The 23,774-nt window shown below is 72.2% G+C and carries 22 protein-coding genes; 6 read left to right on the top strand and 16 right to left on the bottom strand.

Features of this window, described 5'->3' with window-relative positions; translation table 11 throughout:
- Window positions 1–7: 7 nt before the first annotated feature.
- Window positions 8–451, bottom strand: a complete 444-nt coding sequence (locus JQT67_RS09040; RefSeq protein ID WP_208064388.1) for an SRPBCC domain-containing protein — start codon at window positions 449–451, stop codon at window positions 8–10.
- An 85-nt stretch (window positions 452–536) separates the two neighbouring features.
- Between JQT67_RS09040 and JQT67_RS09045 the strand changes: the two genes are divergently transcribed.
- Complete coding sequence (locus JQT67_RS09045; protein ID WP_307864284.1) at window positions 537–1,904, top strand: MFS transporter; 1,368 nt, start codon at window positions 537–539, stop codon at window positions 1,902–1,904.
- 102 nt (window positions 1,905–2,006) lie between these two features.
- Here the strand turns inward: JQT67_RS09045 and JQT67_RS09050 are convergent, their stop codons facing one another.
- The 6 genes from JQT67_RS09050 to JQT67_RS09075 all read right to left on the bottom strand — a co-directional run bounded on the left by JQT67_RS09050 (window position 2,007) and on the right by JQT67_RS09075 (window position 9,887).
- Window positions 2,007–3,173: a cystathionine gamma-synthase gene (locus JQT67_RS09050; protein ID WP_208064389.1), complete on the bottom strand. Its 1,167-nt coding sequence runs from the start codon at window positions 3,171–3,173 to the stop codon at window positions 2,007–2,009.
- 1 nt (window position 3,174) lies between these two features.
- Window positions 3,175–4,545 carry a cystathionine beta-synthase gene (locus JQT67_RS09055; RefSeq protein ID WP_208064390.1) on the bottom strand — a complete coding sequence of 457 codons (1,371 nt, stop codon included), beginning with the start codon at window positions 4,543–4,545 and terminating at the stop codon, window positions 3,175–3,177.
- A 113-nt stretch (window positions 4,546–4,658) separates the two neighbouring features.
- Complete coding sequence (locus tag JQT67_RS09060) at window positions 4,659–5,768, bottom strand: sugar-binding protein (protein WP_031223326.1); 1,110 nt, start codon at window positions 5,766–5,768, stop codon at window positions 4,659–4,661.
- A 33-nt stretch (window positions 5,769–5,801) separates the two neighbouring features.
- Window positions 5,802–7,037 (bottom strand): multiple monosaccharide ABC transporter permease, encoded by a 1,236-nt coding sequence (gene mmsB, locus JQT67_RS09065; protein WP_374222128.1) that lies wholly within the window; start codon window positions 7,035–7,037, stop codon window positions 5,802–5,804.
- Between the two features lie 36 nt (window positions 7,038–7,073).
- Complete coding sequence (mmsA, locus tag JQT67_RS09070; protein WP_208064526.1) at window positions 7,074–8,585, bottom strand: multiple monosaccharide ABC transporter ATP-binding protein; 1,512 nt, start codon at window positions 8,583–8,585, stop codon at window positions 7,074–7,076.
- Window positions 8,586–8,660: 75 nt separating this feature from the next.
- Complete coding sequence (locus JQT67_RS09075) at window positions 8,661–9,887, bottom strand: ROK family transcriptional regulator (RefSeq protein WP_208064391.1); 1,227 nt, start codon at window positions 9,885–9,887, stop codon at window positions 8,661–8,663.
- 81 nt (window positions 9,888–9,968) lie between these two features.
- On the opposite strand from JQT67_RS09075, the gene JQT67_RS09080 reads away from it, so the two are divergent.
- Window positions 9,969–10,346, top strand: a complete 378-nt coding sequence (locus JQT67_RS09080) for an MGMT family protein (protein WP_208064392.1) — start codon at window positions 9,969–9,971, stop codon at window positions 10,344–10,346.
- Window positions 10,347–10,466: 120 nt separating this feature from the next.
- Here the strand turns inward: JQT67_RS09080 and JQT67_RS09085 are convergent, their stop codons facing one another.
- From JQT67_RS09085 to JQT67_RS09110, 6 genes are all read right to left on the bottom strand, one after another.
- Entirely contained in the window at window positions 10,467–12,311 is a 1,845-nt protein-coding gene (locus tag JQT67_RS09085) for an ABC transporter ATP-binding protein (protein WP_374222129.1), read from the bottom strand.
- 157 nt (window positions 12,312–12,468) lie between these two features.
- Window positions 12,469–12,858 carry a 50S ribosomal protein L7/L12 gene (gene rplL / locus JQT67_RS09090; RefSeq protein WP_021009794.1) on the bottom strand — a complete coding sequence of 130 codons (390 nt, stop codon included), beginning with the start codon at window positions 12,856–12,858 and terminating at the stop codon, window positions 12,469–12,471.
- A gap of 33 nt (window positions 12,859–12,891) precedes the next feature.
- The gene (rplJ, locus tag JQT67_RS09095; RefSeq protein WP_021009793.1) at window positions 12,892–13,410 is read right to left on the bottom strand and encodes a 50S ribosomal protein L10; all 519 of its coding nucleotides are present in this window, start codon (window positions 13,408–13,410) and stop codon (window positions 12,892–12,894) included.
- 190 nt (window positions 13,411–13,600) lie between these two features.
- Window positions 13,601–15,088: a cell wall metabolism sensor histidine kinase WalK gene (locus tag JQT67_RS09100; RefSeq protein WP_208064394.1), complete on the bottom strand. Its 1,488-nt coding sequence runs from the start codon at window positions 15,086–15,088 to the stop codon at window positions 13,601–13,603.
- 40 nt (window positions 15,089–15,128) lie between these two features.
- Entirely contained in the window at window positions 15,129–15,872 is a 744-nt protein-coding gene (locus JQT67_RS09105) for a response regulator transcription factor (RefSeq protein WP_026372621.1), read from the bottom strand.
- Window positions 15,873–15,964: 92 nt separating this feature from the next.
- Entirely contained in the window at window positions 15,965–16,639 is a 675-nt protein-coding gene (locus JQT67_RS09110) for a phosphotransferase enzyme family protein (protein WP_208064395.1), read from the bottom strand.
- Window positions 16,640–16,695: 56 nt separating this feature from the next.
- Here JQT67_RS09110 and JQT67_RS09115 point away from each other — a divergent pair, with 56 nt between their 5' ends.
- Complete coding sequence (locus JQT67_RS09115; protein ID WP_021009789.1) at window positions 16,696–17,292, top strand: YqaJ viral recombinase family protein; 597 nt, start codon at window positions 16,696–16,698, stop codon at window positions 17,290–17,292.
- Between the two features lie 16 nt (window positions 17,293–17,308).
- Window positions 17,309–18,052, top strand: coding sequence for an alpha/beta fold hydrolase (locus JQT67_RS09120; protein ID WP_208064396.1), 744 nt, complete (start codon window positions 17,309–17,311; stop codon window positions 18,050–18,052).
- Between the two features lie 4 nt (window positions 18,053–18,056).
- Here JQT67_RS09120 and JQT67_RS09125 read toward each other — a convergent pair whose 3' ends face one another.
- Entirely contained in the window at window positions 18,057–18,773 is a 717-nt protein-coding gene (locus JQT67_RS09125; RefSeq protein WP_208064397.1) for a DUF998 domain-containing protein, read from the bottom strand.
- A gap of 92 nt (window positions 18,774–18,865) precedes the next feature.
- Here JQT67_RS09125 and JQT67_RS09130 point away from each other — a divergent pair, with 92 nt between their 5' ends.
- Together JQT67_RS09130 and JQT67_RS09135 are read left to right on the top strand one after the other, a co-directional pair.
- Complete coding sequence (locus JQT67_RS09130; RefSeq protein WP_208064398.1) at window positions 18,866–19,819, top strand: NADP-dependent oxidoreductase; 954 nt, start codon at window positions 18,866–18,868, stop codon at window positions 19,817–19,819.
- A gap of 37 nt (window positions 19,820–19,856) precedes the next feature.
- Window positions 19,857–21,503 (top strand): ABC transporter ATP-binding protein, encoded by a 1,647-nt coding sequence (locus JQT67_RS09135; RefSeq protein ID WP_208064399.1) that lies wholly within the window; start codon window positions 19,857–19,859, stop codon window positions 21,501–21,503.
- Between the two features lie 229 nt (window positions 21,504–21,732).
- On the opposite strand, the gene JQT67_RS09140 is transcribed toward JQT67_RS09135, so the two are convergent.
- Window positions 21,733–22,653 carry an ABC transporter permease gene (locus JQT67_RS09140; protein ID WP_307864295.1) on the bottom strand — a complete coding sequence of 307 codons (921 nt, stop codon included), beginning with the start codon at window positions 22,651–22,653 and terminating at the stop codon, window positions 21,733–21,735.
- A 14-nt stretch (window positions 22,654–22,667) separates the two neighbouring features.
- Entirely contained in the window at window positions 22,668–23,672 is a 1,005-nt protein-coding gene (locus JQT67_RS09145; RefSeq protein ID WP_208064401.1) for an ABC transporter permease, read from the bottom strand.
- Between the last annotated feature and the right edge of the window lie 102 nt (window positions 23,673–23,774).

The raw sequence follows: 23,774 nt of genomic DNA on the forward strand, positions 1-23,774 counted from the left end.
GCGCGGCTCAGTCGTCGACGAGCTCCTCGAGCCGCGTCAGGCAGTCCTGCCATCCCTGCTGGAAGTCCTCGACCTCATCGATCGGCGCGGTCTGCCGCACGACGATCCGCACGCCGCCCTCGACCTCGGTGAAGTCGATCGTGACGAGCTCCTCCCGCGCGCCCTGGTCGTCGCCCGAGAGCCAGATCCACGACTGCGCGATGCGCTCGCCCTCGTCGAGCTGCAGGAAGCGCCCCTGCACGCCGAAGCCGCCCTCGCCCGTCTGGATCCGGTACGAGCCGCCCTCGCGGCCGTCGACCTCGTAGCGCGTGTCGTCGAACATCGGCCACCACCAGCGCTCGAGGCCGGCGGCCGTCGTCCAGAGCGGCCACAGCGCATCCGTCGTCATCTCGACGAAGCCGATGACCTCGGCGTGCTCGACGTCGTCGGGGATCCGCAGCTGCTCGCTCATGCCGCCACGCTAGCCGCGCGAGCCGCGCGCTCGCACTATCGTGGTGCCGACCGGCGACCGTGCGCCGCAGACGAGAGCGATCGCCGTGACCCTCCCGACCGCCGAAGGCCTCAGCCGCTCCGAGCGGCTCGACCGCCTGCCGTTCTCGCGCGCCCACGGCCGGCTGCTCGGCACGAGCGGCATCGGCTGGGCGCTCGACGCGATGGACGTCGGCCTCATCTCGTTCGTCATCGCGGCGCTCGCGCAGCAGTGGAGCCTCACGGCGACCGAGTCGAGCTGGATCGCCTCGATCGGGTTCGTCGGCATGGCGATCGGCGCGACGGTCGGCGGCCTGCTCGCCGACCGCATCGGCCGCCGCAGCGTCTTCGCGCTCACGCTCCTCGTCTACGGGCTCGCGACCGGCGCCTCGGCGCTCGTCGGCTCGCTCGCGGCCCTTCTCGCGCTGCGCTTCGTCGTCGGGCTCGGCCTCGGCGCCGAGCTGCCGGTCGCCTCGACGCTCATCAGCGAGTTCGCGCCCAAGCGCATCCGCGGTCGCGTCGTCGTCTGGCTCGAGGCGTTCTGGGCGCTCGGCTGGATCGCCGCCGCGGTCATCGGCACGTTCGTCGTCGGCGCCGCCGACGACGGCTGGCGCTGGGGGCTCGCGATCGGCATGGCGCCGGCCGTCTTCTCGATCGTCGTGCGCTGGGGCATGCCCGAGTCGGTGCGCTACCTCGAGGCCCGCGGGCGCATCCCCGAGGCCGAGCGCACGGTGCGGCGCTTCGAGCGATCGGCGGGTGTCGCCGCGCCGGTCGAGGACGAGACGACGGATGCGTCGGCACGGTCCGAGCCGACGGCTCCGGATCCCCGGGGCACGGTCGCCGACGCCGATCGCGTCTCGATCTGGTCGCCCGCGCTCCGCCGCCGCACGATCGCGCTGTGGGCGGTGTGGTTCTGCATCAACTTCTCGTACTACGGCGCGTTCATCTGGATCCCGTCGCTGCTCGTCGAGCAGGGCTTCCCGCTCGTGCGCTCGTTCGGGTTCACGCTCATCATCACGCTCGCGCAGCTGCCCGGCTACGCGACGGCGGCGTTCCTCATCGAGCGCTGGGGCCGGCGGCCGACGCTCACCGCGTTCCTCGCGGGCTCGGCGCTCGCCGCGGCGTGGTTCGGCACCGCGTCGACGGAGGGCGCGATCATCGCCGCCGGCTGCGCGCTGTCGTTCTGCAACCTCGGCGCGTGGGGCGCGCTCTACGCGATCGGACCCGAGCTCTACCCCACGAACGTGCGCGGCACCGGCACGGGGGCCGCGGCGGGCTTCGGCCGCATCGCCTCGATCATCGCGCCGCTCGCGGTGCCGCCGCTGCTCGGCCTCGGCGGCCCGCTGCTGCTGTTCGCGGTGTTCGCGGCGGCGTTCGCGCTCGCCGCGATCGCCGCGTGGACGCTGCCCGAGCGGCGCGGCACCGCGCTCGAGTAGCGCGCTGGAGCTAATGCGGAGGCCCTTTCGGGCCTCCGCGCGACGCCAGCGCCGGGGCCCGTCCCGGGCCCCGGTCACCGTGTACGGAGCGCGCGCCTCCCGCTACGCCAGCTTCGCGAGCGCCTGCTGCAGGTCGGCGACGAGGTCGTCCGCGTCCTCGAGCCCGACCGAGAGCCGCAGCAGGTCCTCCGGCACGGCGAGCTCGGTGCCCTTGACGGATGCGTGGGTCATCTCCGAGGGGTAGCAGACGAGCGACTCGATGCCGCCGAGCGACTCCGCGAGCTGGAACACCTCGGTGTGCCGCACGAGCTCGAGCGCCGCGGCCTTCCCGCCCGCGAGCTGCAGCGACACCATGCCGCCGAAGCCGCGCATCTGCCGGCTGGCGAGCTCGTGCTGCGGGTGGTCGACGAGGCCCGGGTAGTGCACCGCGGTGACGCCCTTGTGCCCGACGAGCGACTCGGCGACGGCCTGCGCGTTCTGGCAGTGCCGCTCGACCCGGACGGCGAGCGTCTTGAGCGAGCGGCTCGTGAGCCACGCGTCGAACGGGCTGTTGACGGCCCCGACCGCGAACTGCTGGAAGCCGATGCGCTCGGCGAGCGACGCATCCGCCGTGATGACCGCGCCGCCGACGAGGTCGGAGTGGCCGCCGATGTACTTGGTCGTCGAGTGCACGACGACGTCGGCGCCGAGCGCGAGCGGCTGCTGCAGGTAGGGCGTCGCGAAGGTGTTGTCGGCGACGACGATCGCCCCGGCCGCGTGGCCGAGCTCGGCGAGCCCCGCGATGTCGGCGACCTTCATGAGCGGGTTCGAGGGCGTCTCGACCCACAGGATCTTCGTGTTCGGCCGCAGGCCCGCCCGCACGGCGTCGAGGTCGGATGCGTCGGCGGTCGAGATCTCGACGCCCCAGCGGGAGTGGATCTGCGAGACGAGGCGGTGCGTGCCGCCGTAGACGTCGTTGCCCATGAGCACGTGGTCGCCCGGCTGGAGCACCGCGCGGAGCACCGCGTCCTCGGCGGCGAGGCCCGAGCCGAACGCGAACGCGTGGCTGCCGCGCTCGAGGCTCGCGAGCTGCTGCTGCAGCGCGTCGCGGCTCGGGTTGCCGCCGCGCGAGTACTCGTAGCCGTCGCGGAACCCGCCGACGCCGTCCTGCACGAACGTCGAGGTCATGAAGATGGGCGGGATGACCGCGCCCGTGCGGGGGTCGAAGGACTGCCCCTCGTGGATGGCCCGGGTCGAGAAGCCGTGGGATGCGAGTCGGTCGTCGGTCATGTCAGGCGTCCTTCGCGAGGTGGGCGAGCAGGTCGGAGCGGGTGACGACGCCGGCGGGCTTCGCGGCGTCGAGCACGAGGAGGGCGTCGGCGTCGCGCAGGGCGGCGCGGAGCGCCTCCACCGACTCGGCGATGCCGATCTGCGGCAGCCGCGGGCCGAGGTGCTGCGCGACGGGGTCGGCGAGGCTCGCCCGCTCGGCGACGACCGCGTCGAGGAGCGCGCGCTCGTCGACTGCGCCGGCCACCTCGCCGAGCACGACGGGCGGCTCGGCGCGGAGCACGGGCAGCTGGTGCACGCCGAGCGCGCGCATCCGCTCGATCGCGTCGCGCACCGTGTCGTCCGGGCGCACGTGCGGGATGGTCGCGGGCTCGGCGCCGCTGCTCGCGAGCACGTCGCGCACCGTCGGCCCGCCCTCCGCGTCCGCGAAGCCGTGGGACCGCATCCACGAGTCGGAGTAGAGCTTCTGCAGGTAGCCCCGGCCCGAGTCGGGCAGCAGCACGACGACGACCGCGTCGGCGGGCAGCCCGCGCGCGACCCGCAGGGCCGCCGCGACCGCCATGCCGCTCGAGCCGCCGGCGAGCAGGCCCTCCTCGCGCGCGAGGCGGCGCGTCATCGCGAACGCCTCGGCATCGCCGATCGCGATCACCTCGTCGACGACGCTCGGGTCGTAGTTGCCGGGCCACATGTCCTCGCCGACGCCCTCGACGAGGTACGGCCGGCCCGTGCCGCCGGAGTAGATGGAGCCCTCGGGGTCGGCGCCGACGATGCGGACGGCGCCGTCGGAGGCGCGCTTGAGGAACCGGGCCGAGCCGGTGATCGTGCCGCCCGTGCCGACGCCCGCGACGAAGTGCGTGACGCGGCCGTCGGTGTCGCGCCAGATCTCGGGGCCGGTGGACGCCTCGTGCGCGGCCGGCGCCGCGGGGTTGAAGAACTGGTTGGGCTGGAACGCGCCCTCGATCTCGTCGGTGAGGCGGTTGGCGACGCCGTAGTACGACTCGGGGCTCTCGGGCGCGACCGAGGTGGGCGTCACGACGACCTCGGCGCCGTACGCGCGCAGCGTCGCCCGCTTGTCCTCGGCGACCTTGTCGGGGCACACGAAGACGCAGCGGTAGCCCTTCTGCTGCGCGACGAGCGCGAGGCCGACGCCGGTGTTGCCGCTCGTCGGCTCGACGATCGTGCCGCCGGGGCGCAGCAGGCCCTTCGCCTCGGCGTCCTCGATCATCGCCTGCGCGATGCGGTCCTTGACCGAGCCGCCGGGGTTGAGGAACTCGACCTTCGCGAGCACGGTCGCGGCGATGCCCTCGGTGACCCTCGAGAGGCGCACGAGCGGGGTGTTCCCGATCGTCTCGAGGACGGACTCGGCGTAGTGCATGTGCTCCTCCAGGTCGGCGCTCCAGCCTAGCGAGCGCGGCCACGGCGGCATGCGGGCGGCCCCGAGCGCAGCGCGGCGGGCGGCCCCTCGAGGGAGCCGCCCGCCGCGGTCGCTCAGCCCTCGGTGAGGGGCGCGAGATCCGGGTTGTCGGCGTACGCCTCGGCCGCGTTCGCCTGCGTGACGATCACCGGCTCGAGCAGGTTCGAGGGCACCTCGATCGCGCCGTTGTCCGACGTCGCGGTCGTCTCCGGCTCCTCGCCGGCCTGCAGCGCCTGCACCATCTCGATGGTCGCGGCGACGAGCGCGCGCGTGTCCTTGTAGATGGTGGAGTACTGCGTGCCCGCGACGATCGCGCGCACCGACTCGACCTCCGAGTCCTGGCCCGTCACGACCGGCACCTCGCGGCCGTCGTTCTGCACCGAGGTGAGGATCGCGCGCGCGAGGTTGTCGTTCGGAGAGAGCACGCCGTGCAGCTCCTGCCCCTGGTAGGAGCTCTGCAGGATCGTGTCCATGCGGTTCTGCGCGTTCTCCGCCGCCCAGTCCTCGGTCGAGGTCTGCTGCACCGTCGTCTGGCCCGAGACGACCGTGAGCGTGCCGTCGTCGATGCGCGGCTGCAGCACGCTCATCGCGCCGTCGAAGAACACCGCCGAGTTGGAGTCGTCGGGCGAGCCCGAGAACAGCTCGATGTTCCAGGCCTCCTGGTCGCCGTAGCGCTCCTCGAGGCCCTGCAGCAGCGACTCGGCCTGCAGCTCGCCGACGTGGAAGTTGTCGAACGCGACGTAGTAGTCGACGAGCTCGCTGTTCTGGATGAGCCGGTCGTAGGCGATGACGGTGATGCCGGCGGCGTCGGCCGCCTGCAGCTGCGTCGCGAGCTGGTTCGTGTCGGCCGCGCCGATCACGATCACCTCGGCGCCGCCGTCGATCATCGTCTGGATCTGCTGCTGCTGGTCGCCGACCGAGTTCGACGAGCCCGCGTACTGCACGTTGCCGTCGAAGCCCGCCTCGTCGAGGCCGTTCGTGAACAGGTCGCCCGCGAGCACCCAGTTCTCGCTCGTGCGGTCGGGCAGGGCGACGCCGATCGTCGCGTCGGCGGCGAAGCCCTCAGCCGCCGCCCCCTCGCTCGGGTCGGCGCTGCTGCTCCCGGTGTCGCCGCGGCCGCAGCCGGTCAGTGCGACGCTGACGGCGACGATGCCGACCAGCGCCACCGTGGTGGTCTTCCTCATGGTTGCTCCTTCAGTGCGGATGGGTCGGTTCGGTCAAGCGGGATCGGCCGCGCGGCTGCCGCGCATCCCGCGCTGCAGCAGGCCGATGATGGAGAAGCGCCCCTGGCGCTTGTTGAGCACGTCGATCGCGACCGCGATGAGCAGCACGAGGCCCTTGATGACCTGGATCCAGTCGGATCCCGTGCCGATCGCGAAGAGGCCGTTCGAGAGCACCGCCATCACGAGGCCGCCGATGATGCTGCCCGCGACGGTGCCGATGCCGCCCGCGACCGCGGCGCCGCCGATGAAGACGGCCGCGATCGCGTCGAGCTCCCAGCCCGTGCCGTCGGCGGGGCCGGCCGCTTGCGAGCGCGCGATCCACAGCATCCCCGCGACCGCCGCGAGCACCGACATGTTCGCCATCACGAAGAAGTCGACCCACCGCGTGCGCACGCCCGAGAGCTCGGCCGCCCGGCGGTTGCCGCCGACCGCGTAGATGTGGCGGCCGAGGGTCGTGCGCTGCGTGAGGAAGCCGTAGGCGAGCACGAAGATCGCGAGCAGGATGCCCGAGTGCGGGAAGCTCGTGCCGGGGCGCCCGCTCGCGAACAGCAACGTCGCCGCGACGATGACGCCGGCGACGAGCACGAGCCGGGTGACGAGCACCCACATGGGTGCGACCTCGGCGCCCACGCTCTGCCGCCGGGCGCGGCGGCGCAGCTCGAGCACGACGACCGCGACGATCGCGATGAGGCCCAGCAGCAGCGTGGGGTTGTTGTAGCCGGTGTCCGGGCCGATCTCGGGCAGGTAGCCCGCGAGCAGCGCGACGAACTCGGAGTCGACGCCGATGCCGCGCGACTGGCCGACGAGCTGGTTGAGCCCGCGGAACATGAGCATGCCCGCGAGCGTGACGATGAAGGCGGGCACGCCTACGAACGCGACCCAGAAGCCCTGCCACGCGCCGATCGCGATCCCGAGCCCGAGGCCCAGCAGGATGCTCGACCACCACGGGATGCCCCAATCGGTCATCGAGATGGCGACGACGACGCTCACGAACGCGGCGACCGAGCCGACCGAGAGGTCGATGTGGCCGGCGATGATGACCATCACCATCCCGATCGCGAGGATGAGGATGTACGACTGCGACTGGACGAGGTTGATGACGTTGCCCGACGAGAGCGTCGTGCCGTTCGTCGCGAGCTGGAACGCGAGCACGATCACGATGAGCGCGCCCAGGATGCCGAACTCCTTCAGCGATCCCTTCTTGCCGAACAGCATGCTCGCCTCGGCCAGGAACCCGCGCCGCGGCGTCGCCCCATCGCTCATCCGTCAGTCACCCTTCGTCGGCGCCATGCGGCGCATGAGCATCTCCTGGTCGGCCTCCGCTGCGGGCAGCTCGCCCGTGATCCGGCCCTCGAAGATGGTGTAGATCCGGTCGGCGAGCCCGAGCAGCTCGGGCAGCTCGGAGGAGATGAGGATGACGCCCTTCCCCTGATCGGCGAGCTGCCGGATGATCTGGTAGATCTCGCTCTTCGCCCCCACGTCGATGCCGCGCGTCGGCTCGTCGAGGATGAGCAGGTCGGGGTCGGTGAACATCCACTTCGACAGCACGACCTTCTGCTGGTTGCCGCCCGAGAGCGTGTCGACGCCCTGCTCGACGTCGGGGGCCTTGATGCGCAGCGCCTTGAGGTACTCCTCCGCCGCGTGCAGCTCGCGGATCGGGTCGACGACGCCGGCGGTCGAGACCTTGCCGAGCTTCGCCGAGACGACCGAGCGCTTGATGGTGTCGAGCAGGTTGAGCCCGAGCGCCTTCCGGTCCTCGCTCACGTACGCGATGCCGTGCTCGATCGCCTCCGGCACCGAGCGCACGCGGATCTCCTGCCCGTCCTTCACGATCGCGCCGCCGAGCCACGTGCCGTACTGGCGGCCGAAGAGGCTCATCGCGAGCTCGGTGCGGCCGGCGCCCATCAGGCCGGCGAAGCCCACGATCTCGCCGCGCCGCACGGTGAAGCTCGAGCCCTTCGCGACGAGCCGCTCGGCGGAGAGCGGATGCTGCACCGTCCAGTCGCGCACCTCGAAGAAGACGTCGCCGGCCGCGCCCGAGCGCTCGGGGAAGCGGTGCCCGAGCGTGCGCCCTACCATGCCGCGGATGATGCGGTCCTCGTCGACCGCGCCGTGCTCGATGTCGAGCGTCTCGACGACCCGGCCGTCGCGGATGATCGTGATGGCGTCGGCGACCTGCTCGATCTCGCCCAGCTTGTGGGAGATCATGATCGACGTCACGCCCTTGCCCTTGAGCCCGACGATGAGGTCGAGCAAGTGCTGCGAGTCGGCCTCGTTGAGCGCGGCGGTCGGCTCGTCGAGGATGAGCAGCCTGACGTCCTTCTCGAGCGCCTTCGCGATCTCGACGAGCTGCTGCTTGCCCACGCCGATGTGCTTGATGGGCGTCTCGGGATCCTCGTCGAGGCCGACGCGGGCGAGCAGCTCGGTCGCGCGCACGTGCACGGCGTCCCAGTCGATCGCGACGCCTTTCCGCGGCTCGTTGCCGAGGAAGATGTTCTCGGCGATCGACAGCTCCGGCACGAGCGCGAGCTCCTGGTGGATGATGACGATGCCCGCGCGCTCGGAGTCGTTGATCCTGCCGAAGGCGACCGGCTCGCCCTGGTAGACGATCTCGCCGTCGAAGGTGCCGTGCGGGTAGACGCCCGAGAGCACCTTCATGAGCGTGGACTTGCCTGCGCCGTTCTCGCCGCAGATGGCGTGGATGCGACCCTTGCGCACCTCGAGGCTCACGTCCTCGAGCGCGCGGACGCCGGGGAACTCCTTCGTGATGCCCCGCATCTCCAGGATCACCGGGTCCGCCACCGTCGGCTCCTTCCCCCGATCCCGCCGCCCTCGGCGGGATCGCCGATCAACCTACGCGCGCACCTCGTTGACGTCAACCATTGAACGCATCCGCCCATCCCGCGATCCACCGATGAACGCATCGTCGACCGCGCTGCGCCCCGCGAGGGTCACCGCGCCGAGCGCTTCCGCACGACGCCCGAGCGACGTGCGCTCGATGCGCGTCGTGGTGGTGAGCGGGTGGAGCGCGAAGCGCCGGAAGCTCTCGCGCACGGGACCCAGCAGCAGGTCGCCGACTTCGGCGATCGGGCCGCCGACCACGACGAGGGACGGCGCGAGCAGGCTCGCCGCCGTCGCGACCGCCCGGCCGATCGCGACCCCGGCGTCGTCGATGACGCGGCGAGTGGCGGGGTCGCCGTCGATCGCCCGCCGCACGATGTCGGCGGTCGTGATGGGCGTGCCGAGCGCGGTCGAGAGCGATTGCGCCATCGCGCGCGCCGAGGCGAGCGTCTCGAGGCAGCCGCGGTTGCCGCACACGCACAGCGCGCCGTTCGGCTCGACCTGCACGTGGCCGAGCTCGCCCGCGATGCCGATCGCGCTGCGATGCAGCCGCCCGCCGAGCACGAGTCCCGCGCCGATGCCGGTGCCGACCTTCACGAACACGAGGTCGTCGACCTGCCCGTGCGGGCCGAACGCGCGCTCTGCGATCGCGCCGAGATCCGCGTCGTTCACGAGCTCGACCGGCATCCCGAAGGCCTCGGCGACGTCGCTCGCGGCGACGCCCTCCCACTCCGGCAGGATCGTCTGGCCGAGCACGGTGCCCGTGCGGGAGTCGATCGGACCGGGCACCCCCGCGCAGATCGCCGCGATGTCGCCGCGCCCGAGGCTCGCGGCAGCCAGCAGCTCGTCGAGCCGGCCGACCGCGGCCGCGATGCTCTCCTCCGCGCGATGGCCGGGCGGGAGCGGGATCTCGTCCTCGACGAGCTCGCCCGCCCCGTCGACCGCGATCGCGATGCGCACGTGCTGCCGGCCGAAGTCGACGCCGACGACCGTCGGCCCGCCGGTCTGCTCGAGCGTCACGAGGCTCGCGCGCCGCCCGAGCCGCACCGTCGGCGAGGTCGACACGGCGCCGCGCTCGCGGAGGTCGCGGACGATGTTCGAGACCGTGGCGTTGGCGAGCCCCGTCCGCTCGGCGAGCTCGGACTGCGTCGCGGGCGCGCCGCGGAGCGCTTGCACGAGCCGCGCCTCGTTCGCGGCCCGGAGCGCCCCCTGGGACCCGGGGCGGGCTCGCTTCGCCATGCGGCCATCGTGTCCAGCCGCCCGGTTGCTGTCAAGGAATGAAGACAAGAGGGGCGGGTCAGGGTGCGGCAGGATGGCCGCATGGACGCCCGCCGCGAGCTCATCATCGAGCGAGTGCTGCGCTGCGTCGAGCTCGTGCCGCCTGGTCGCGTCGCCTCCTACGGCGCGATCGCCGCCATCTGCGGCATCGGCCCGCGGCAGGTCGGCTCGATCATGCGACACTACGGCTCCGGCGTGCCGTGGTGGCGGATCACGTCCCACGCGGGCGACATCGGCGGCGACCACCATGATGCGGCGCGGTCGATCTGGGCGGAGGAGGGCATCGAGCTCAAGCCCAACGGCCTCGGCTGTCGCTACGCGGACTACGCCGCCGACATGGCCGAGCTCGAGCGGCGGTGGCGGGAGGCGATCGCCGACCTGCCGGACCCAGACGGGGTCGACCTCGACGCATCCGCCTGACCCCTCCGCCAGACGCGCCCGGCCCCGCACCAGCGGGTGCGCCCCCGCCGCGGGGGTGCTGGAATGCCGCCACCCCGCGCGCGGATGCGCACCCGTCGCGCGCGGCGTCACCGACGCCGGCTACGCGTGCGTCGACTGCTGCGCGAAGAGCGTCGCGTAGGTGCCGCCCGCCTCGAGCAGCGCCTCGTGCGTGCCCCGCTCGACGATCCGCCCGCGGTCGATGACGAAGATGACGTCGGCGTGCCGGATGGTCGAGAGCCGGTGCGCGATCGCGAGCGTCGTGCGGCCGCGCGCGGCCTCGTCGAGCGCGGCCTGCACGACCCGCTCCGAGACGGTGTCGAGCGCGCTCGTCGCCTCGTCGAGCACGAGCACCGCCGGGTCCTTCAGCAGCACGCGCGCGATCGCGATGCGCTGCTTCTCGCCGCCCGAGAGCCGGTAGCCGCGCTCGCCGACGATCGTGTCGTAGCCGTCGGGGAAGCGGTGGATCGTGTCGTAGATGCTCGCGGCGCGCGTCGCGGCGTCGAGCTCCTCCTCGGTCGCGTCGGGCTTGGCGTAGCGGAGGTTCTCGGCGATGGATGCGTGGAAGAGGTAGGGCTCCTGGCTCACGATACCGATGTTGTCGGTGAGCACCGCCGGGTCGATCTCGCGCACGTCGGTGCCGGCGAAGCGCACCGCTCCCCCGGTGACCTCGTGCAGGCGCGGCAGCAGGTAGCCGATCGTCGTCTTGCCGGCGCCGGAGGGGCCGACGAACGCGGCGAAGGTGCCGGGCTCGAGCGAGAACGAGATGCCGTCGAGCGTGTTCGGCTCGTCGGCCTTCGCGTCCGGGTAGCGGAAGCGCACGTCGTCGAACTCGACCTCGCCGAGCCGCGCGGGCTCGATCGGCTTCGGCGTCGCGGGCGGCGTGATCGCCGGCTGCAGGTCGAGGTACTCGAAGATGCGGGCGAAGAGCGCGCCGGAGGTCTGCAGGTCGAGGCCGACGCGCAGGAGCCCCATGAGCGGCATGAGGAGCCGCGACTGCACCGTGGTGAAGGCGACGAGCGTGCCGGCGGTGATGCCGGTGTCGCCGCCGACGATGAGGTAGCCGGCGAGCACGTAGACGACCGCGGGCAGCACCGAGATGAAGATCGAGACGAGCGCGAAGAACGTCTGGCCGCTCATGGTGAGGCGCACCTGCAGGCCCACCTGGCGGTCGTTCTCATCCTGGTAGCGCCGCGACTCGTCGCGCTGCCGGCCGAACGCCTTCGCGAGCAGGATCCCCGAGACCGAGAGCGCCTCCTGCGTGATGGCGGTCATCTCGCTCAGCGACTCCTGCGTCTGGGTCGCGATGCGCGCGCGCACCTGCCCGACGCGGCGCTGCAGCAGCACGAGCACCGGGGTGAGCAGCACCGCCATGACCGTCAGCTGCCACGACAGGATGAGCATCGTCACGAGGCTCGCGATGACGGTGACGGTGTTGCCGACGACCGACGAGACCGTGTTCGAGAGCACGCTCGCGACGCCCCCGACGTCGTTCTGCAGGCGCGACTGGATGACGCCCGTCTTCGTGCGCGTGAAGAACGCGAGCTCCATGCTCTGCAGCTTGTCGAACAGCGACACGCGCAGCTGCCCCATCACCCGGTTGCCGACCTTCGAGGTGATGAGCGTCTGCCAGATGCCGAGCAGGCTCGACGAGACCCACAGCGCGACCATGACGCCGACGAGCACCCAGAGCAGCTGCAGGTCGGGTCCCGAGCCGTCGACGGGGAAGAGCGCCTCGTCGAAGACCCGCTGCGTCAGCAGCGGCGGGAAGACGGCGATCGCCGCGACGATGAGCACGAGCGCGATCGTGAGCGCGATCTGCGCGCGATGGGGTGCGAAGAGGGCGAGGATGCGTCGGCCCAGGTTCGGCACGCGGGGCGCGCTCGCGTTCGCGGCTCGCTGGGCGGCCTCGTCGCGCATCGCCACGCGGCCGCCGCCGCCCCGCATCATGGTCATGGAGCCAACGCTATCGGCGCTCGCTGACGGCCCGCGGGTCCGGCCGGGCAGGTGGGAGCCGGAGCCGCCGATCGCCCGGCGAGCATCCCGCGCACGACGAAGGGCCGCACCCTCGCGGATGCGGCCCTTCGTGCTGGAGCGGGGAACGCTACTTGAGCGTCACCGTCGCGCCGGCCTCCTCGAGGTCGGCCTTCGCCTTCTCGGCGTCCTCCTTCTTCGCGCCCTCGAGCACGTTCGAGGGAGCACCGTCGACGAGCGCCTTGGCCTCGCCGAGGCCGAGCGACGTCAGCGCACGGACGACCTTGATGACCTGGATCTTCGCCGAGCCGGCAGCCTCGAGGACGACGTCGAACGAGTCCTTCTCCTCGGCCTCCTCCTCGGCGCCCGCGCCACCGGCGGCCGGGGCCGCGGCGACCGCGACGGGAGCCGCAGCGGTGACCTCGAAGGTCTCCTCGAATGCCTTCACGAACTCGCTGAGCTCGATGAGGGTGAGCTCCTTGAACTGCTCGAGCAGCTCTTCAGTCGACAGCTTTGCCATCGTCTTCTCCTTGTTTCTGGAACTGACCGGGCCTTACTCGGCCGCGGACTCCTGCTTGACCCGCAGCGCGTCGACCGCGCGAGCGGCCTGGGCGAGCGGGGCGTTGAACATGTACGCAGCGCCGAACAGCGAGGCCTTGAAGGCACCGGCCAGCTTGGCCAGCAGCACCTCCCGCGACTCGAGGTCGGCGAGCTTGTTGACGTCGTCGGTCGAGAGCGGGTTCCCGTCGAAGAATCCGTTCTTGACCACGAGCGCCGGGTTCGCCTTGGCGAAGGCACGCAGCTCCTTCGCGACGGCGACCGGGTCGCCGTGCACGAATGCGATCGCCGACGGGCCGACGAGCGAGTCGTCGAACGCGTCGATGCCAGCCTTGTTGGCAGCGATCTTGGTGAGCGTGTTCTTCACCACGGCGTACGTCGCGTGCTCACTGATCGATCGGCGCAGCGTCTTCAGCTGGCCGACGGTGAGACCGCGGTACTCGGTCAGCAGAACGGCGTTCGAGGTCTCGAAGAGGTTCGAGAGCTCGGCGACCGCAGCTTCCTTGTTCGCCATGGTGCTCCTTGCGTCATTGCTGGCTGCCCTGGCCCGAACATGCAAATGAGCTCCGGCGCACGCGCACGGAGCTCGGTCCTCGACGGGACTTCACACCTGCGCGGGACGACGCTCCTCGAGCGAGCCTTCGGTTGCCGCACGCCCTTGCGGGCACGCGCCAACGACCAGCGGTCTTTGGTATGGGATCAGACTACGGCACGACGGATGCGTCGCGCAAGCCCGCCGCATCGGCCGGCTCCATGCGCGGCAGCCGCACCGTGAACGCCGTGCGGCCAGGGCGGCTCTCGAGCGCGATCGTGCCCTGGTGCGCGTCGACGAGCGCCTGCACGATCGCGAGCCCGAGCCCCGACGACCCGGTCTCCCGTGAGCGGGAGCGGTCGCCGCGCGCGAAGCGCTCGAAGACGGTGCGCTGCTGCTGCTCCGGGATGCCCGGGCCGGCGTCGACGACCTCGAGCACCGCCTCCCCCGGCTCGGCGCGGAGCGTGACGTCGATCGCCGTGCCCTCGGGCGTGTGCACGCGGGCGTTCGCGAGCAGGTTCGCCACGACCTGCTGCAGCCGCAGCGCGTCGCCGGGCACGGCGACCGGCTCCTCGGGGAGCATGAGGGAGATCGGATGCGCGGGGCCGGCGGCCTGCGCGTCGGCGACGGCCTCGACGACGAGGAGGGAGAGGTCGACCTCGGCGCGGACGAGCTCGCGGCCCTCGTCGAGCCGCGCGAGCAGCAGCAGGTCGTCGACGAGCGCCTGCATGCGGCGCGCCGCGGCCTCGATGCGCTCGAGGGATTCGCGGCTGTCGGGCCGCAGCTCGCCGTCGTGCTTGCGCGTGATCTCGGCGTAGCCCCGCACGGCCGCGAGCGGCGTGCGCAGCTCGTGCGACGCATCCGCGACGAACTGCCGCACGCGCCGCTCGCTCATCGCCCGCGCGTCGAACGCCTCCTGGATGTGCGCGAGCATGCGGTTCATCGACTCCTGCACCCGGTCGACCTCCGAGGCCGGGTCCTCGATGTGCACGCGGTTCGTCAGCTGCGCGTCGCCCGACGCGAGCGGCAGCTGCGAGATGCGCTCGGCGGTCGAGATGACGGCGGTGAGGGGACGCAGGGCGCGGCGGATGATCGAGTCGGCGAGCACGAGCACGAGCGCGAGCGCCGCCGCGGCCGCGACCGCGATGACGAACGCGAGCGCGGCGAGCGTCTGGTTCGCCTCGGCCATCGACAGCCCGACGATCACCCGCACCTGCCCCACCTGGGTCGCGACCGTGCGGTAGGAGCCGTAGCTCGGCAGGGTCGCGCTCGTCACGACGTCGGTCTCAGCCTCGAGCACCATCCGCTGATCGCGCTCCGAGAGCGCGAAGCGCTGCCCGAGCCGGTTCATGATGAAGTTGTCGCCGAGCTGGCCCGACTGCTCCTCGATCGCGAGCAGGGCACCCGTGGGCGTCGCGCTCGGGTCGACGGTCGGCCGCTCGCCGGTCGACAGCGCTCTCGCGACCGAGACGCTCGTGCGCTCCGAGAACTCGCGCAGCTGCTCGTCGATGCGCGTCTCGAGCACGACGCGCATCGTCATGACGCTCGCGATCGCGACCGCCGCGGTGAGCAGCGCGAAGAGCGCGACGACCACGACGAGCAGCCGCCGTCGCAGCGACCACGACGACGGGTTCTGGATGCGTCTGCCCAGCTGAGCCACGGACGCGGGCGCCGACTGGCTCACCTCGAGCAGGCCTCCGTCACTCGGCGGCGCGCAGCTGGTAGCCGACGCCGCGCACCGTGTGGATCATGGGCGGGCCGAGGGTGTCGATCTTCTTGCGGAGGTAGGAGATGTAGAGCTCGACGACGCTCGCGCGGCCGCCGAAGTCGTACGACCAGACGCGGTCGAGGATCTGCGCCTTCGAGAGCACTCGGCGCGGGTTGCGCATGAGGTAGCGCAGCAGCTCGAACTCGGTCGCCGTGAGGTCGATCTGCTTGCCGCCGCGGCGCACCTCGTAGGAGTCCTCGTCCATCATGAGGTCGCCGACCCAGAGCACGCTCGACTCCTCGGCGGCCGTCGCCGTGCGGCGGATGAGGCCGCGGAGGCGCGCGACGACCTCCTCGAGGCCGAACGGCTTCGTGACGTAGTCGTCGCCGCCGGCGGTGAGCCCTGCGACGCGGTCGTCGAGCGAGTCCTTCGCGGTGAGGAACAGCACGGGCACGTCGAAGCCGGCCGAGCGGAGCCGCTGGAGCACGGTGAGCCCGTCGATGTCGGGGAGCATGATGTCGAGCACGACGGCGTCGGGGCGGAACTCGCGCACCGCCTGCAGGGCCTGCTGGCCGTTCGCGGCGGTCTTGACGTCCCAGCCCTCGTACTTGAGGCCCATCGCGACGAGGTCGGCGAGGCTCTGCTCGTCGTCGACCACCACGATGCGGATGGGCGAGCCGTCCTGGCGGGTGAGGCGGGGCTGCGCCCGCAGCTTCTGCTGAGCGGTGTCGGTCATGCCACCCATTGCGCCACATCCCCCTGTGCATCGGTGCCCCATAGTCTATGCGCTCCCTGTGCGTCTCCTTTCCCGGCTCGACGCATCCGTCGTCACGGCACGACGCGCGAGAACGCGCCCGTGCGGAGCCAGTGCTCGAGGCGGCCGATCGACGTGCGCACGTAGCCCAGGGACTGGGCGCGGAGGCTCGCGGTCGACGAGCTGAGCAGCGCGTTCGCGAGCAGCAGCTGCCGCGCGGCGACGAGCGCCTCGAAGTCGGCGGCCGATGCCTCCGGGAGCGCCGCGCGCTCCGCGTAGCCGGCCAGCAGCGCGCGCTCGGGCGCGGGGTCGCCGCCGCGGAGGTAGAAGGTCGAGATGGCGAGGTCGAGCACCGGCAGCCCGAAGCCGCAGTCGTCGAAGTCGAAGACCGCGAGCCGACCGCCGTGCCACTTGAGGTTGCCGCCGTGGAGATCGGCGTGGATGGCGCGGAGCTCGGCGCCGCGGTGCAGCCGCTCGAACGCGTCGGCCGCGCGTTCGGCCGCCTCCGCGAGCACGGATCGCTCGCGGGGCTCGAGCCCCGGCGCATTCGAGAGCAGGTCGGCGTCGCCGAAGAGCGGCGCGTCGAGCCGCGGCAGGCTCGAGCCCTCGGGCGGGCGCCAGCGCTCGGCGTGCTCGTGCAGCCTGGCCATCGTGCGCCCGAGCGCTCGAGCCGGCTCCTCGTCGAGCTCGCGCGCATCCTGCCTCGACCTGCATCGCCTCGTCGAGGTCGTGGTAGCCCATGCCGACATCCCACCACGGCGGCGCGCTGGTCGGCCGGCGGGGCGCGGAGTGGGAGGATGGAGGGGTGGACCTGCAGCTCGACATCTTCGGCGACGAGGCCCGCCTCGCGTCGCACACGAGCCGCATCCTCGCCTACTCGAGCGACCGCATCGCGTGGCTCCGCGCCCGCTCGGGCGGCGTGACCGCGACCGACGCCGCGCGGCTCAGCACCCAGCGCTCGATCACGGCCGTCGCGCGCGAGAAGACGAGCCTGCGCGGCTTCAGCGGCAACGCGTTCACCGACCACGGCCGGGCTCGCGAGCCGCACATCGCGCGCTGGGTGCACGACCACTTCTCGCTCCTGCCCTCGGATGCGCTCTTCCACGCCGCGCCGGACCGCCGCCACCTCGCGACCCCCGATTGCGTGAGCGACGACGGCTCGGTGCTCGCCGAGATCAAGACGACCTCGCGGCCGTTCGAGAAGATCCCGAAGAGCTACCTGCGGCAGATCTGGTGGCAGCAGTACGTGCTCGGCGCCGAGCGCACGCTCTTCGTGTGGGAGCAGCACGTCGACTTCGTGCCCGTCGGGCCACCGCGCCACCAGTGGGTCGAGCGCGACGAGGACGAGATCGCGATGCTCGTCGACCGCGCCGACCAGCTGCTGCAGCTGCTGGCGCGCTGATGCTGCTCGCGCGCTGATGCTCCTCGCGATCCACGGGCTCGGGTCGGACTCGAGCGCGATGCGCGACTACCTCGCGGGCGCCGTGCCGCCCGGCGTGCGCGTGCTGGCGCCCGACCTGCGGGCGCACGGGGCGAACCCGCGCATCGGCGAGCCGGGCGACTTCGCGCTCGAGGCGCTCGCCGCCGAGGTGGGCGACGAGCTCGCGCGCGTCGGCGACGGCTCGCCCGTGTCGATCGTCGGCGTCTCGCTCGGCGCGGCGCTCGCCGCGAGCATCGCGCGCTCCGGCCGCTTCCCGCTCGACCGGGTCGCGCTCGTGCGGCCCGCGTTCACGCACGAGCCGCTGCCCGCCAACCTCGCGGTCTTCCCCGTCATCGGCCGACTGCTCGAGTCGCATCGGCCCAGGCGGGCGCTCGCGGAGCTGCACCGCTCCGGCGCGTGGCGCGCGATCGCGCACGAGTCCCTCGCCCACGCGCGCGGCCTCGAGGCGCAGCTCACCCAGCCGCTCGCCGCCGAGCGGCGCATCCGCCTGCTCGAGATCCCGCGGAACGCCGCCTACCGCCCGGGTGAGCTGCGCATCCCGGCCCCGACGGTCGTGCTCGCGAGCGAGCGCGATCCCGTGCATCCGCTGCACGTCGCCGAGGCCTGGCGTGACGAGCTCGGCGCGCGCATGCTCGTCTCGCCCGCGCGCGACGACGGCGAGGCCGCGATGTTCGCGTGGTTCCGCGAGCAGCTCGGGAGCTTCCTCGTCGGCATCCGGTGACGGCTCAGTCGCGCGCGAGCTCGCCGAGGCGCAGCGCCGCCCTTGCCTGCCCGGCGCCGACGGGCGTCCGCGCGGGCGAGCCCGACGCATCCGCCCGCCTGGCGGGCAGGGAGTGCACGACCGCCACCGCGATGAGCCACAGCACGCCGATGCCCGCCGCGACGAACTCGAGCGTCGAGCCGACATCGGTGTTGCCGCCCGCGAGCGAGATGAGGCCGCCGGTCGCGGCGATGATGCCGACGGCGAGCCCGCCGACGATCGAGAGGCGCGCGACCCAGCGGTCGTCGGCGGTCGCGAACTGCAGCATCGCGGTGCAGCCGGCCGCGAAGGCGAGCACGGCGGCGACGATGTGCGCCCAGTCGCGCAGCTCCGCATCTGGCCCGAGCAGCGTCGGGCAGCCCGGCGAGCACGGCACGGCCGCCGCGAAGCCGAACAGCGCGCCCGCGACGACGAGCGAGGCGGCCGGCGCCCAGCGCCGCAGCACCGGGAGCCGCGTGCGCACGTCGCGCACCACGACCGCGACGAGCAGGATCCCGGCGACCACGAGCCCGAAGCCGATCTGGAACTGCCCCGCCGAGTGCATGTACTGCGCGCCGAGCTCGGAGATGTAGAGGAAGCGCTCGTACATCGCGCGCGCGTCGCCGATCACGGCGGCGCCCGCGACGAGGCTCGCGACGGCGAGCGTCGCGACGACGGCGTCCAGGCGGCGGTGCGGCGGCACGGTCCCGACTGTAGCGCCGTCACCCGACGTCATCCGGACATCCGCTCGTCATACGGGTGGAGTACCGTCGAGGCGACCTGGAGGGGGCAGTCATGCGAGCAGTGCTGGTGCGGGAGTTCGGCCCGACCGACGGCGTGGAGATCGGCGAGGTGGATGCGCCGCTCAAGCTGGGCACCGAGGTGATCGTCGACGTGCACGCCGCGGGCATGAACCCGATCGACTTCAAGACCGTGCTCGGCAAGGGCGCGGCGAAGGCGGTCGAGCCGCTGCTGCCGTGGGTGCCGGGCGGCGACGTCGCCGGCACCGTCGCCGAGGCGCCCTACGAGGCGCACGACCTGCAGCCGGGCGACGCGGTCTACGGCATCGCGAACCACTGGCGCACGCGCGGCACCTACGCCGAGCAGGTCGTCGTGCCGAGCCTCGCGCTCGCGCCGAAGCCTGAGTCGCTCAGCTTCGAGGAGGCCGCGGCGGTGCCGTGCGCGGCGCTCACCGCGTGGGACGCGGTCGTGCGCATCGCGAAGGCGCGCGCGGGGCAGCGCATCCTCATCCACGCGGGGGCGGGCGGCGTCGGCCACTTCGCCGTGCAGTTCGCGAAGTACTTCGGCGCGACGGTCGCGACGACCGTCTCGACCCGCAACGTCGACTTCGCGCGCTGCCTCGGCGCCGACGAGGTCGTCGACTACACGCAGGCCCGGTTCGAGGACGCGCTGCAGAAGGTCGACGTCGTCGTCGACCTCATCGGCAACGTCGCCGACGACACCGGCACCCGCTCGCTCGACGTGCTCAAGCACGGCGGGCTCTACCTCAACGTGCCGACCGGCTCGTGGCCCGAGTACGCCGCGGCCGCGGCCGAGCGGGGCCTGCGCGCCTCGTCGGTCAAGGTCGAGTCGGACGGCTCCAACCTCGGCATCATCGGGCGCCTGATCGACGCCGGCGACGTGCGCGTCGAGGTGCAGCACGCCTACCCGCTCGAGCGCGTGCACGAGGCGCTCGCCGAGCTGCAGGGCGGGCACGTGCGCGGCAAGCTCGTGCTCAAGGTGCGCTGATCCGCCGAACCGGCCCTCGACGGTGCAAGATGGTCGGATGAGCGACGCGAAGAAGCCGCTGCTGGAGGTCTCGGGCCTCAAGGTGGAGTTCACGACCCAGGACGGCACGGTCACGGCCGTGCATGAGGCGAGCCTGTCGCTCGCGGCGGGCGAGACGCTCGCGATCGTCGGCGAGTCGGGCTCCGGCAAGTCGACGACCGCGATGGCGATCATCGGCCTGCTGCAGGGCAACGGCCGCGTGAGCGCCGGCAGCATCAAGCTCGACGGCGAGGAGCTCGTGGGCGCGAGCGAGTCGACGATGCGCAGCATCCGCGGCCGTCGCATCGGCCTCGTGCCGCAGGATCCGATGTCGAACCTCAACCCGGTCGCCCGCATCGGCTCGCAGGTCGCCGAGACGCTACTCGCGCACGGCCTCGCCGATCGCAAGGACGTCGACCGGAAGGTCGTCGAGACGCTCGAGGCCGCGGGGCTCCCCGATGCCGCCGAGCGCGCGAAGTCCTACCCGCACGAGTTCTCGGGCGGCATGCGCCAGCGCGCGCTCATCGCGATCGGCCTCGCGTGCCGGCCGGCGCTGCTCATCGCCGACGAGCCCACGAGCGCCCTCGACGTCACGGTGCAGCGCACGATCCTCGACCAGATCGGCCAGTTGACGCAGGAGCTCGGCACCGCCGTGCTGCTCATCACGCACGACCTCGGCCTCGCGGCGGAGCGCGCGCAGCGCGTCGTCGTCATGCACCGCGGACGCGTCGTCGAGCAGGGCCCCGCGCGGCAGATCCTCGAGTCGCCCCAGCACCCCTACACGCAGTCCCTCGTCAAGGCGGCGCCGTCGGTCGCGATGGCACGCCTGCGCCCCGAGGACCTGATCGCGCACGGCGGGGCGGATGCGTCGGGCACGCCCGACGTCATCGTCGAGTTCGAGAACGTGACGAAGGAGTTCCACGTGCGCGGCCGGCGCGAGCCGTTCAAGGCCGTCGACGACGTGTCGCTCTCGGTGCCGCGCGGCAAGACCGTCTCGATCGTCGGCGAGTCCGGCTCGGGGAAGACGACGACCGCGCGGATGCTGCTGAAGGCCTTCGAGCCGACGAGCGGCACGATCCGCTTCGAGGGCAAGGACGTCTTCGCGCTCTCGCGCGAGGAGCAGAAGCAGTTCCGGCAGCGCGTGCAGCCGGTCTTCCAGGACCCGTACTCGTCGCTCAACCCGATGTTCACGATCGAGCGGATCATCGAGGAGCCGCTGTCGTTCTACGGCAAGGGCTCGAAGCGCGAGCGGGAGCAGCGCGTGCGGGAGCTGCTCGACCAGGTGTCGCTGCCGACCGACATGGCGCGCCGCTACCCCTCGGAGCTCTCGGGCGGCCAGCGGCAGCGCGTCGCGATCGCGCGAGCCCTCGCCCTCTCCCCCGACGTGATCGTCTGCGACGAGCCGGTCTCGGCGCTCGACGTGCTCGTGCAGGACCAGATCCTGCGGCTGCTCGGCGACCTGCAGCGGGAGCTCGGCCTCAGCTACCTCTTCATCTCGCACGACCTCGCCGTCGTGCGGCTCATCAGCGACTACGTCGCCGTCATGCAGAACGGCAGGCTCGTCGAGGCCGCGACGAGCGAGGAGATCTTCACGAACCCGCGCGACCCGTACACGCGGAAGCTGCTCGCCTCGATCCCGGGCAACGAGCTGAAGATCGCGAGCTGACGCCGCTCGCCCGCTCGTCGAGCAGGCCCAACCTCCGCTCATCGAGTAGGCCCGCAGGGCGGAGCGCGGTCTCGATGCGCCGGCTGCGCCCACTCCGCGCGTCGAGTAGGCCCGCAGGGCCGTATCGAGACGACGCCGCACCGGTCGGTTCCGATCCGCCGGGTAAGCGTTCCCCGCTCGTCGAGTAGGCCCGCAGGGCCGTATCGAGACGACCGACGCGTGAACGGCGCTAGCGCTTCCGCGTGCGGGGGTCCATCGCCTCGCGCAGCGCCTCGCCGAGCAGCGTGAAGCCGAGCGCGGTGATCATGATGCAGATGCCGGGCAGGAACGCGAGCTGCGGCGCGATCGCGAGCTCCGCTTGCGCGTAGGTGAGCATGCGGCCCCACTCGGCCGTCTCCGGCCGCCCGCCGCCGAGGCCGAGGAACGACAGGGCGGCGGCGTCGATGACCGCCGTCGCGAGCGTGAGCGTCGCCTGCACGATCACCGGTCCCACCGAGTTCGGCAGCAGGTGCGACATCGTGACGCGGCCCGTGCCGAGGCCGAGCGTGCGCGCGGCCAGCACGTAGTCCGACTCGCGCTGCTGCAGCATCGACGAGCGCAGCAGGCGCGCGAAGATCGGGATCTGCGCGACGCCGATGGCGATCATCACCGCGAGCGGCGTGCGGCCGAGGATCGCCGCGATCGAGACCGCGAGCAGGAGGTGCGGCACCGAGAGCAGGATGTCGACGATCCGCATGATGAGGGTGTCGACCCATCCGCCGAACGCGCCGGCGATCGCGCCGAGCACCATGCCGCCGACGAGGCCGAAGAACGTCGAGACGACGCCGATGATGAGCGACGCCTGCGCGCCCCAGATGAGCTTCGAGACGACGTCGCCGCCGAAGCGGTCGATGCCGAGGGGGAACTCCTGGATCTCGCCGATGCCCGGCAGCGACGTCGGGCGCAGGTACTCGCGCCCGGGCGTCGCGAGCTCCGGGTAGGGAGCGAGCAGCGGCGCGAGCACCGCCACGAGGATGAACGCGAGCACGACGACGGCGCCGACCCACGCGGCCGGGTTCTTGCGCACCCGGCGGAAGACGTCGCCCCAGAAGCTGCCGCTGCGGCGCGCGTGGGTCTGGTCGCCGCCCTCAGGCGTGGGGAGGGTCGGGATGGCTTCTGCGGCGCTCACTGGATCCTCACCCTCGGGTCGATGAACGAGTAGGAGATGTCGACGAGCAGGTTGATGAGCGCGTACGAGAGGGCGATGAAGAGCACGAAGCCCTGCAGCACCGGGAAGTCGCGCGCGAAGATCGCGCCGGCGAGGAAGGCGCCGATGCCGGGGAAGGCGAACACCGTCTCGGTGAGCACCGCGCCGGAGATGAGCAGGCCGGCCTGCAGGCCGATCGTCGTGACGACCGGCAGCATCGCGTTGCGCAGCACGAAGCGGTTGCGGATCGTCGACTGCGCGATGCCCTTCGCGCGGCCCGTGCGCACGTAGTCGGCGTTGACGACCTCGAGCACGGATGCGCGCGTGATGCGGACGATGATCGCGAGCGGGATGGTCGCGAGCGCGATCGCCGGCAGCAGCAGGTGCACGATGGCGTTGAGGGATGCGTCGAGCTCGCCCGTGAGGAGCCCGTCCAGCACGTAGAAGCCCGTCACGTGCGTCGCATCCACTCCCCTGTCCTGGCGCCCGGTCGACGGCAGCCAGCCGAGCTGGACGGCGAAGATCCACTTGAGGATGAACGCGAGGAAGAACACCGGGATGGTGATGCCGACGAGGCTGCCGGCGACGGAGATGTGGTCGATGAAGCGGCCGTGGTGGCGAGCGGCCCAGTAGCCGAGCGGGATGCCGATGCCGACCGCGATGACGAGCGCCATGACCGCGAGCTCGACGGTCGCGGGGAAGCGGTTCGCGAACTCCTCCAGCACCGGGCGGCGGGTCTCGATCGAGTTGCCGAAGTCGCCCTGCAGCAGGCGCCCGAGCCAGGTGATGTACTGCTCCGGCAGCGGCCGGTTGAAGCCGTAGGCCTCGTTGATGCGCTCGATCGCCTCGGGCGTCGCGCGCTCGCCGAGCAGCGCGGCCGCGGGCCCGCCGGGCAGCGCGCGCACCCAGAAGAACAGCAGCACGGTCAGGCCGAACAGGGTCGGGATCAGCAGCAGCAGTCGCTTGCCGATGGTTCTCAGCACGTGGAGGTCTCCTGGTCGTCCGTCGTGGCGGGGCGGCGCGGGTGGGCCGTTCGTGCCGGATGCCGCGGGCCGGTGACGGCCCGCGGCATCCGGGGTGGACCG

The organism is Agrococcus sp. TF02-05, from assembly GCF_017565345.1.
Classification (GTDB): Bacteria; Actinomycetota; Actinomycetes; order Actinomycetales; family Microbacteriaceae; genus Agrococcus; species Agrococcus pavilionensis.

What these genes read in the sequence shown, in the direction of transcription:
- JQT67_RS09080 (WP_208064392.1), top strand. Translation starts at nt 9,969, where the DNA reads ATGGACGCCCGCCGCGAGCTCATCATCGAGCGAGTGCTGCGCTGCGTC.
- JQT67_RS09120 (WP_208064396.1), top strand. Translation starts at nt 17,309, where the DNA reads ATGCTCCTCGCGATCCACGGGCTCGGGTCGGACTCGAGCGCGATGCGC.
- mmsA (WP_208064526.1), bottom strand. Translation starts at nt 8,585, where the DNA reads ATGCGGGGCATCACGAAGGAGTTCCCCGGCGTCCGCGCGCTCGAGGAC.
- rplJ (WP_021009793.1), bottom strand. Translation starts at nt 13,410, where the DNA reads ATGGCGAACAAGGAAGCTGCGGTCGCCGAGCTCTCGAACCTCTTCGAG.
- JQT67_RS09110 (WP_208064395.1), bottom strand. Translation starts at nt 16,639, where the DNA reads ATGTCGGCATGGGCTACCACGACCTCGACGAGGCGATGCAGGTCGAGG.
- JQT67_RS09130 (WP_208064398.1), top strand. Translation starts at nt 18,866, where the DNA reads ATGCGAGCAGTGCTGGTGCGGGAGTTCGGCCCGACCGACGGCGTGGAG.
- JQT67_RS09055 (WP_208064390.1), bottom strand. Translation starts at nt 4,545, where the DNA reads ATGCACTACGCCGAGTCCGTCCTCGAGACGATCGGGAACACCCCGCTC.
- JQT67_RS09060 (WP_031223326.1), bottom strand. Translation starts at nt 5,768, where the DNA reads ATGAGGAAGACCACCACGGTGGCGCTGGTCGGCATCGTCGCCGTCAGC.
- JQT67_RS09040 (WP_208064388.1), bottom strand. Translation starts at nt 451, where the DNA reads ATGAGCGAGCAGCTGCGGATCCCCGACGACGTCGAGCACGCCGAGGTC.
- JQT67_RS09105 (WP_026372621.1), bottom strand. Translation starts at nt 15,872, where the DNA reads ATGACCGACACCGCTCAGCAGAAGCTGCGGGCGCAGCCCCGCCTCACC.
- JQT67_RS09075 (WP_208064391.1), bottom strand. Translation starts at nt 9,887, where the DNA reads ATGGCGAAGCGAGCCCGCCCCGGGTCCCAGGGGGCGCTCCGGGCCGCG.
- JQT67_RS09050 (WP_208064389.1), bottom strand. Translation starts at nt 3,173, where the DNA reads ATGACCGACGACCGACTCGCATCCCACGGCTTCTCGACCCGGGCCATC.
- JQT67_RS09085 (WP_374222129.1), bottom strand. Translation starts at nt 12,311, where the DNA reads ATGCGGGGCGGCGGCGGCCGCGTGGCGATGCGCGACGAGGCCGCCCAG.
- rplL (WP_021009794.1), bottom strand. Translation starts at nt 12,858, where the DNA reads ATGGCAAAGCTGTCGACTGAAGAGCTGCTCGAGCAGTTCAAGGAGCTC.
- JQT67_RS09135 (WP_208064399.1), top strand. Translation starts at nt 19,857, where the DNA reads ATGAGCGACGCGAAGAAGCCGCTGCTGGAGGTCTCGGGCCTCAAGGTG.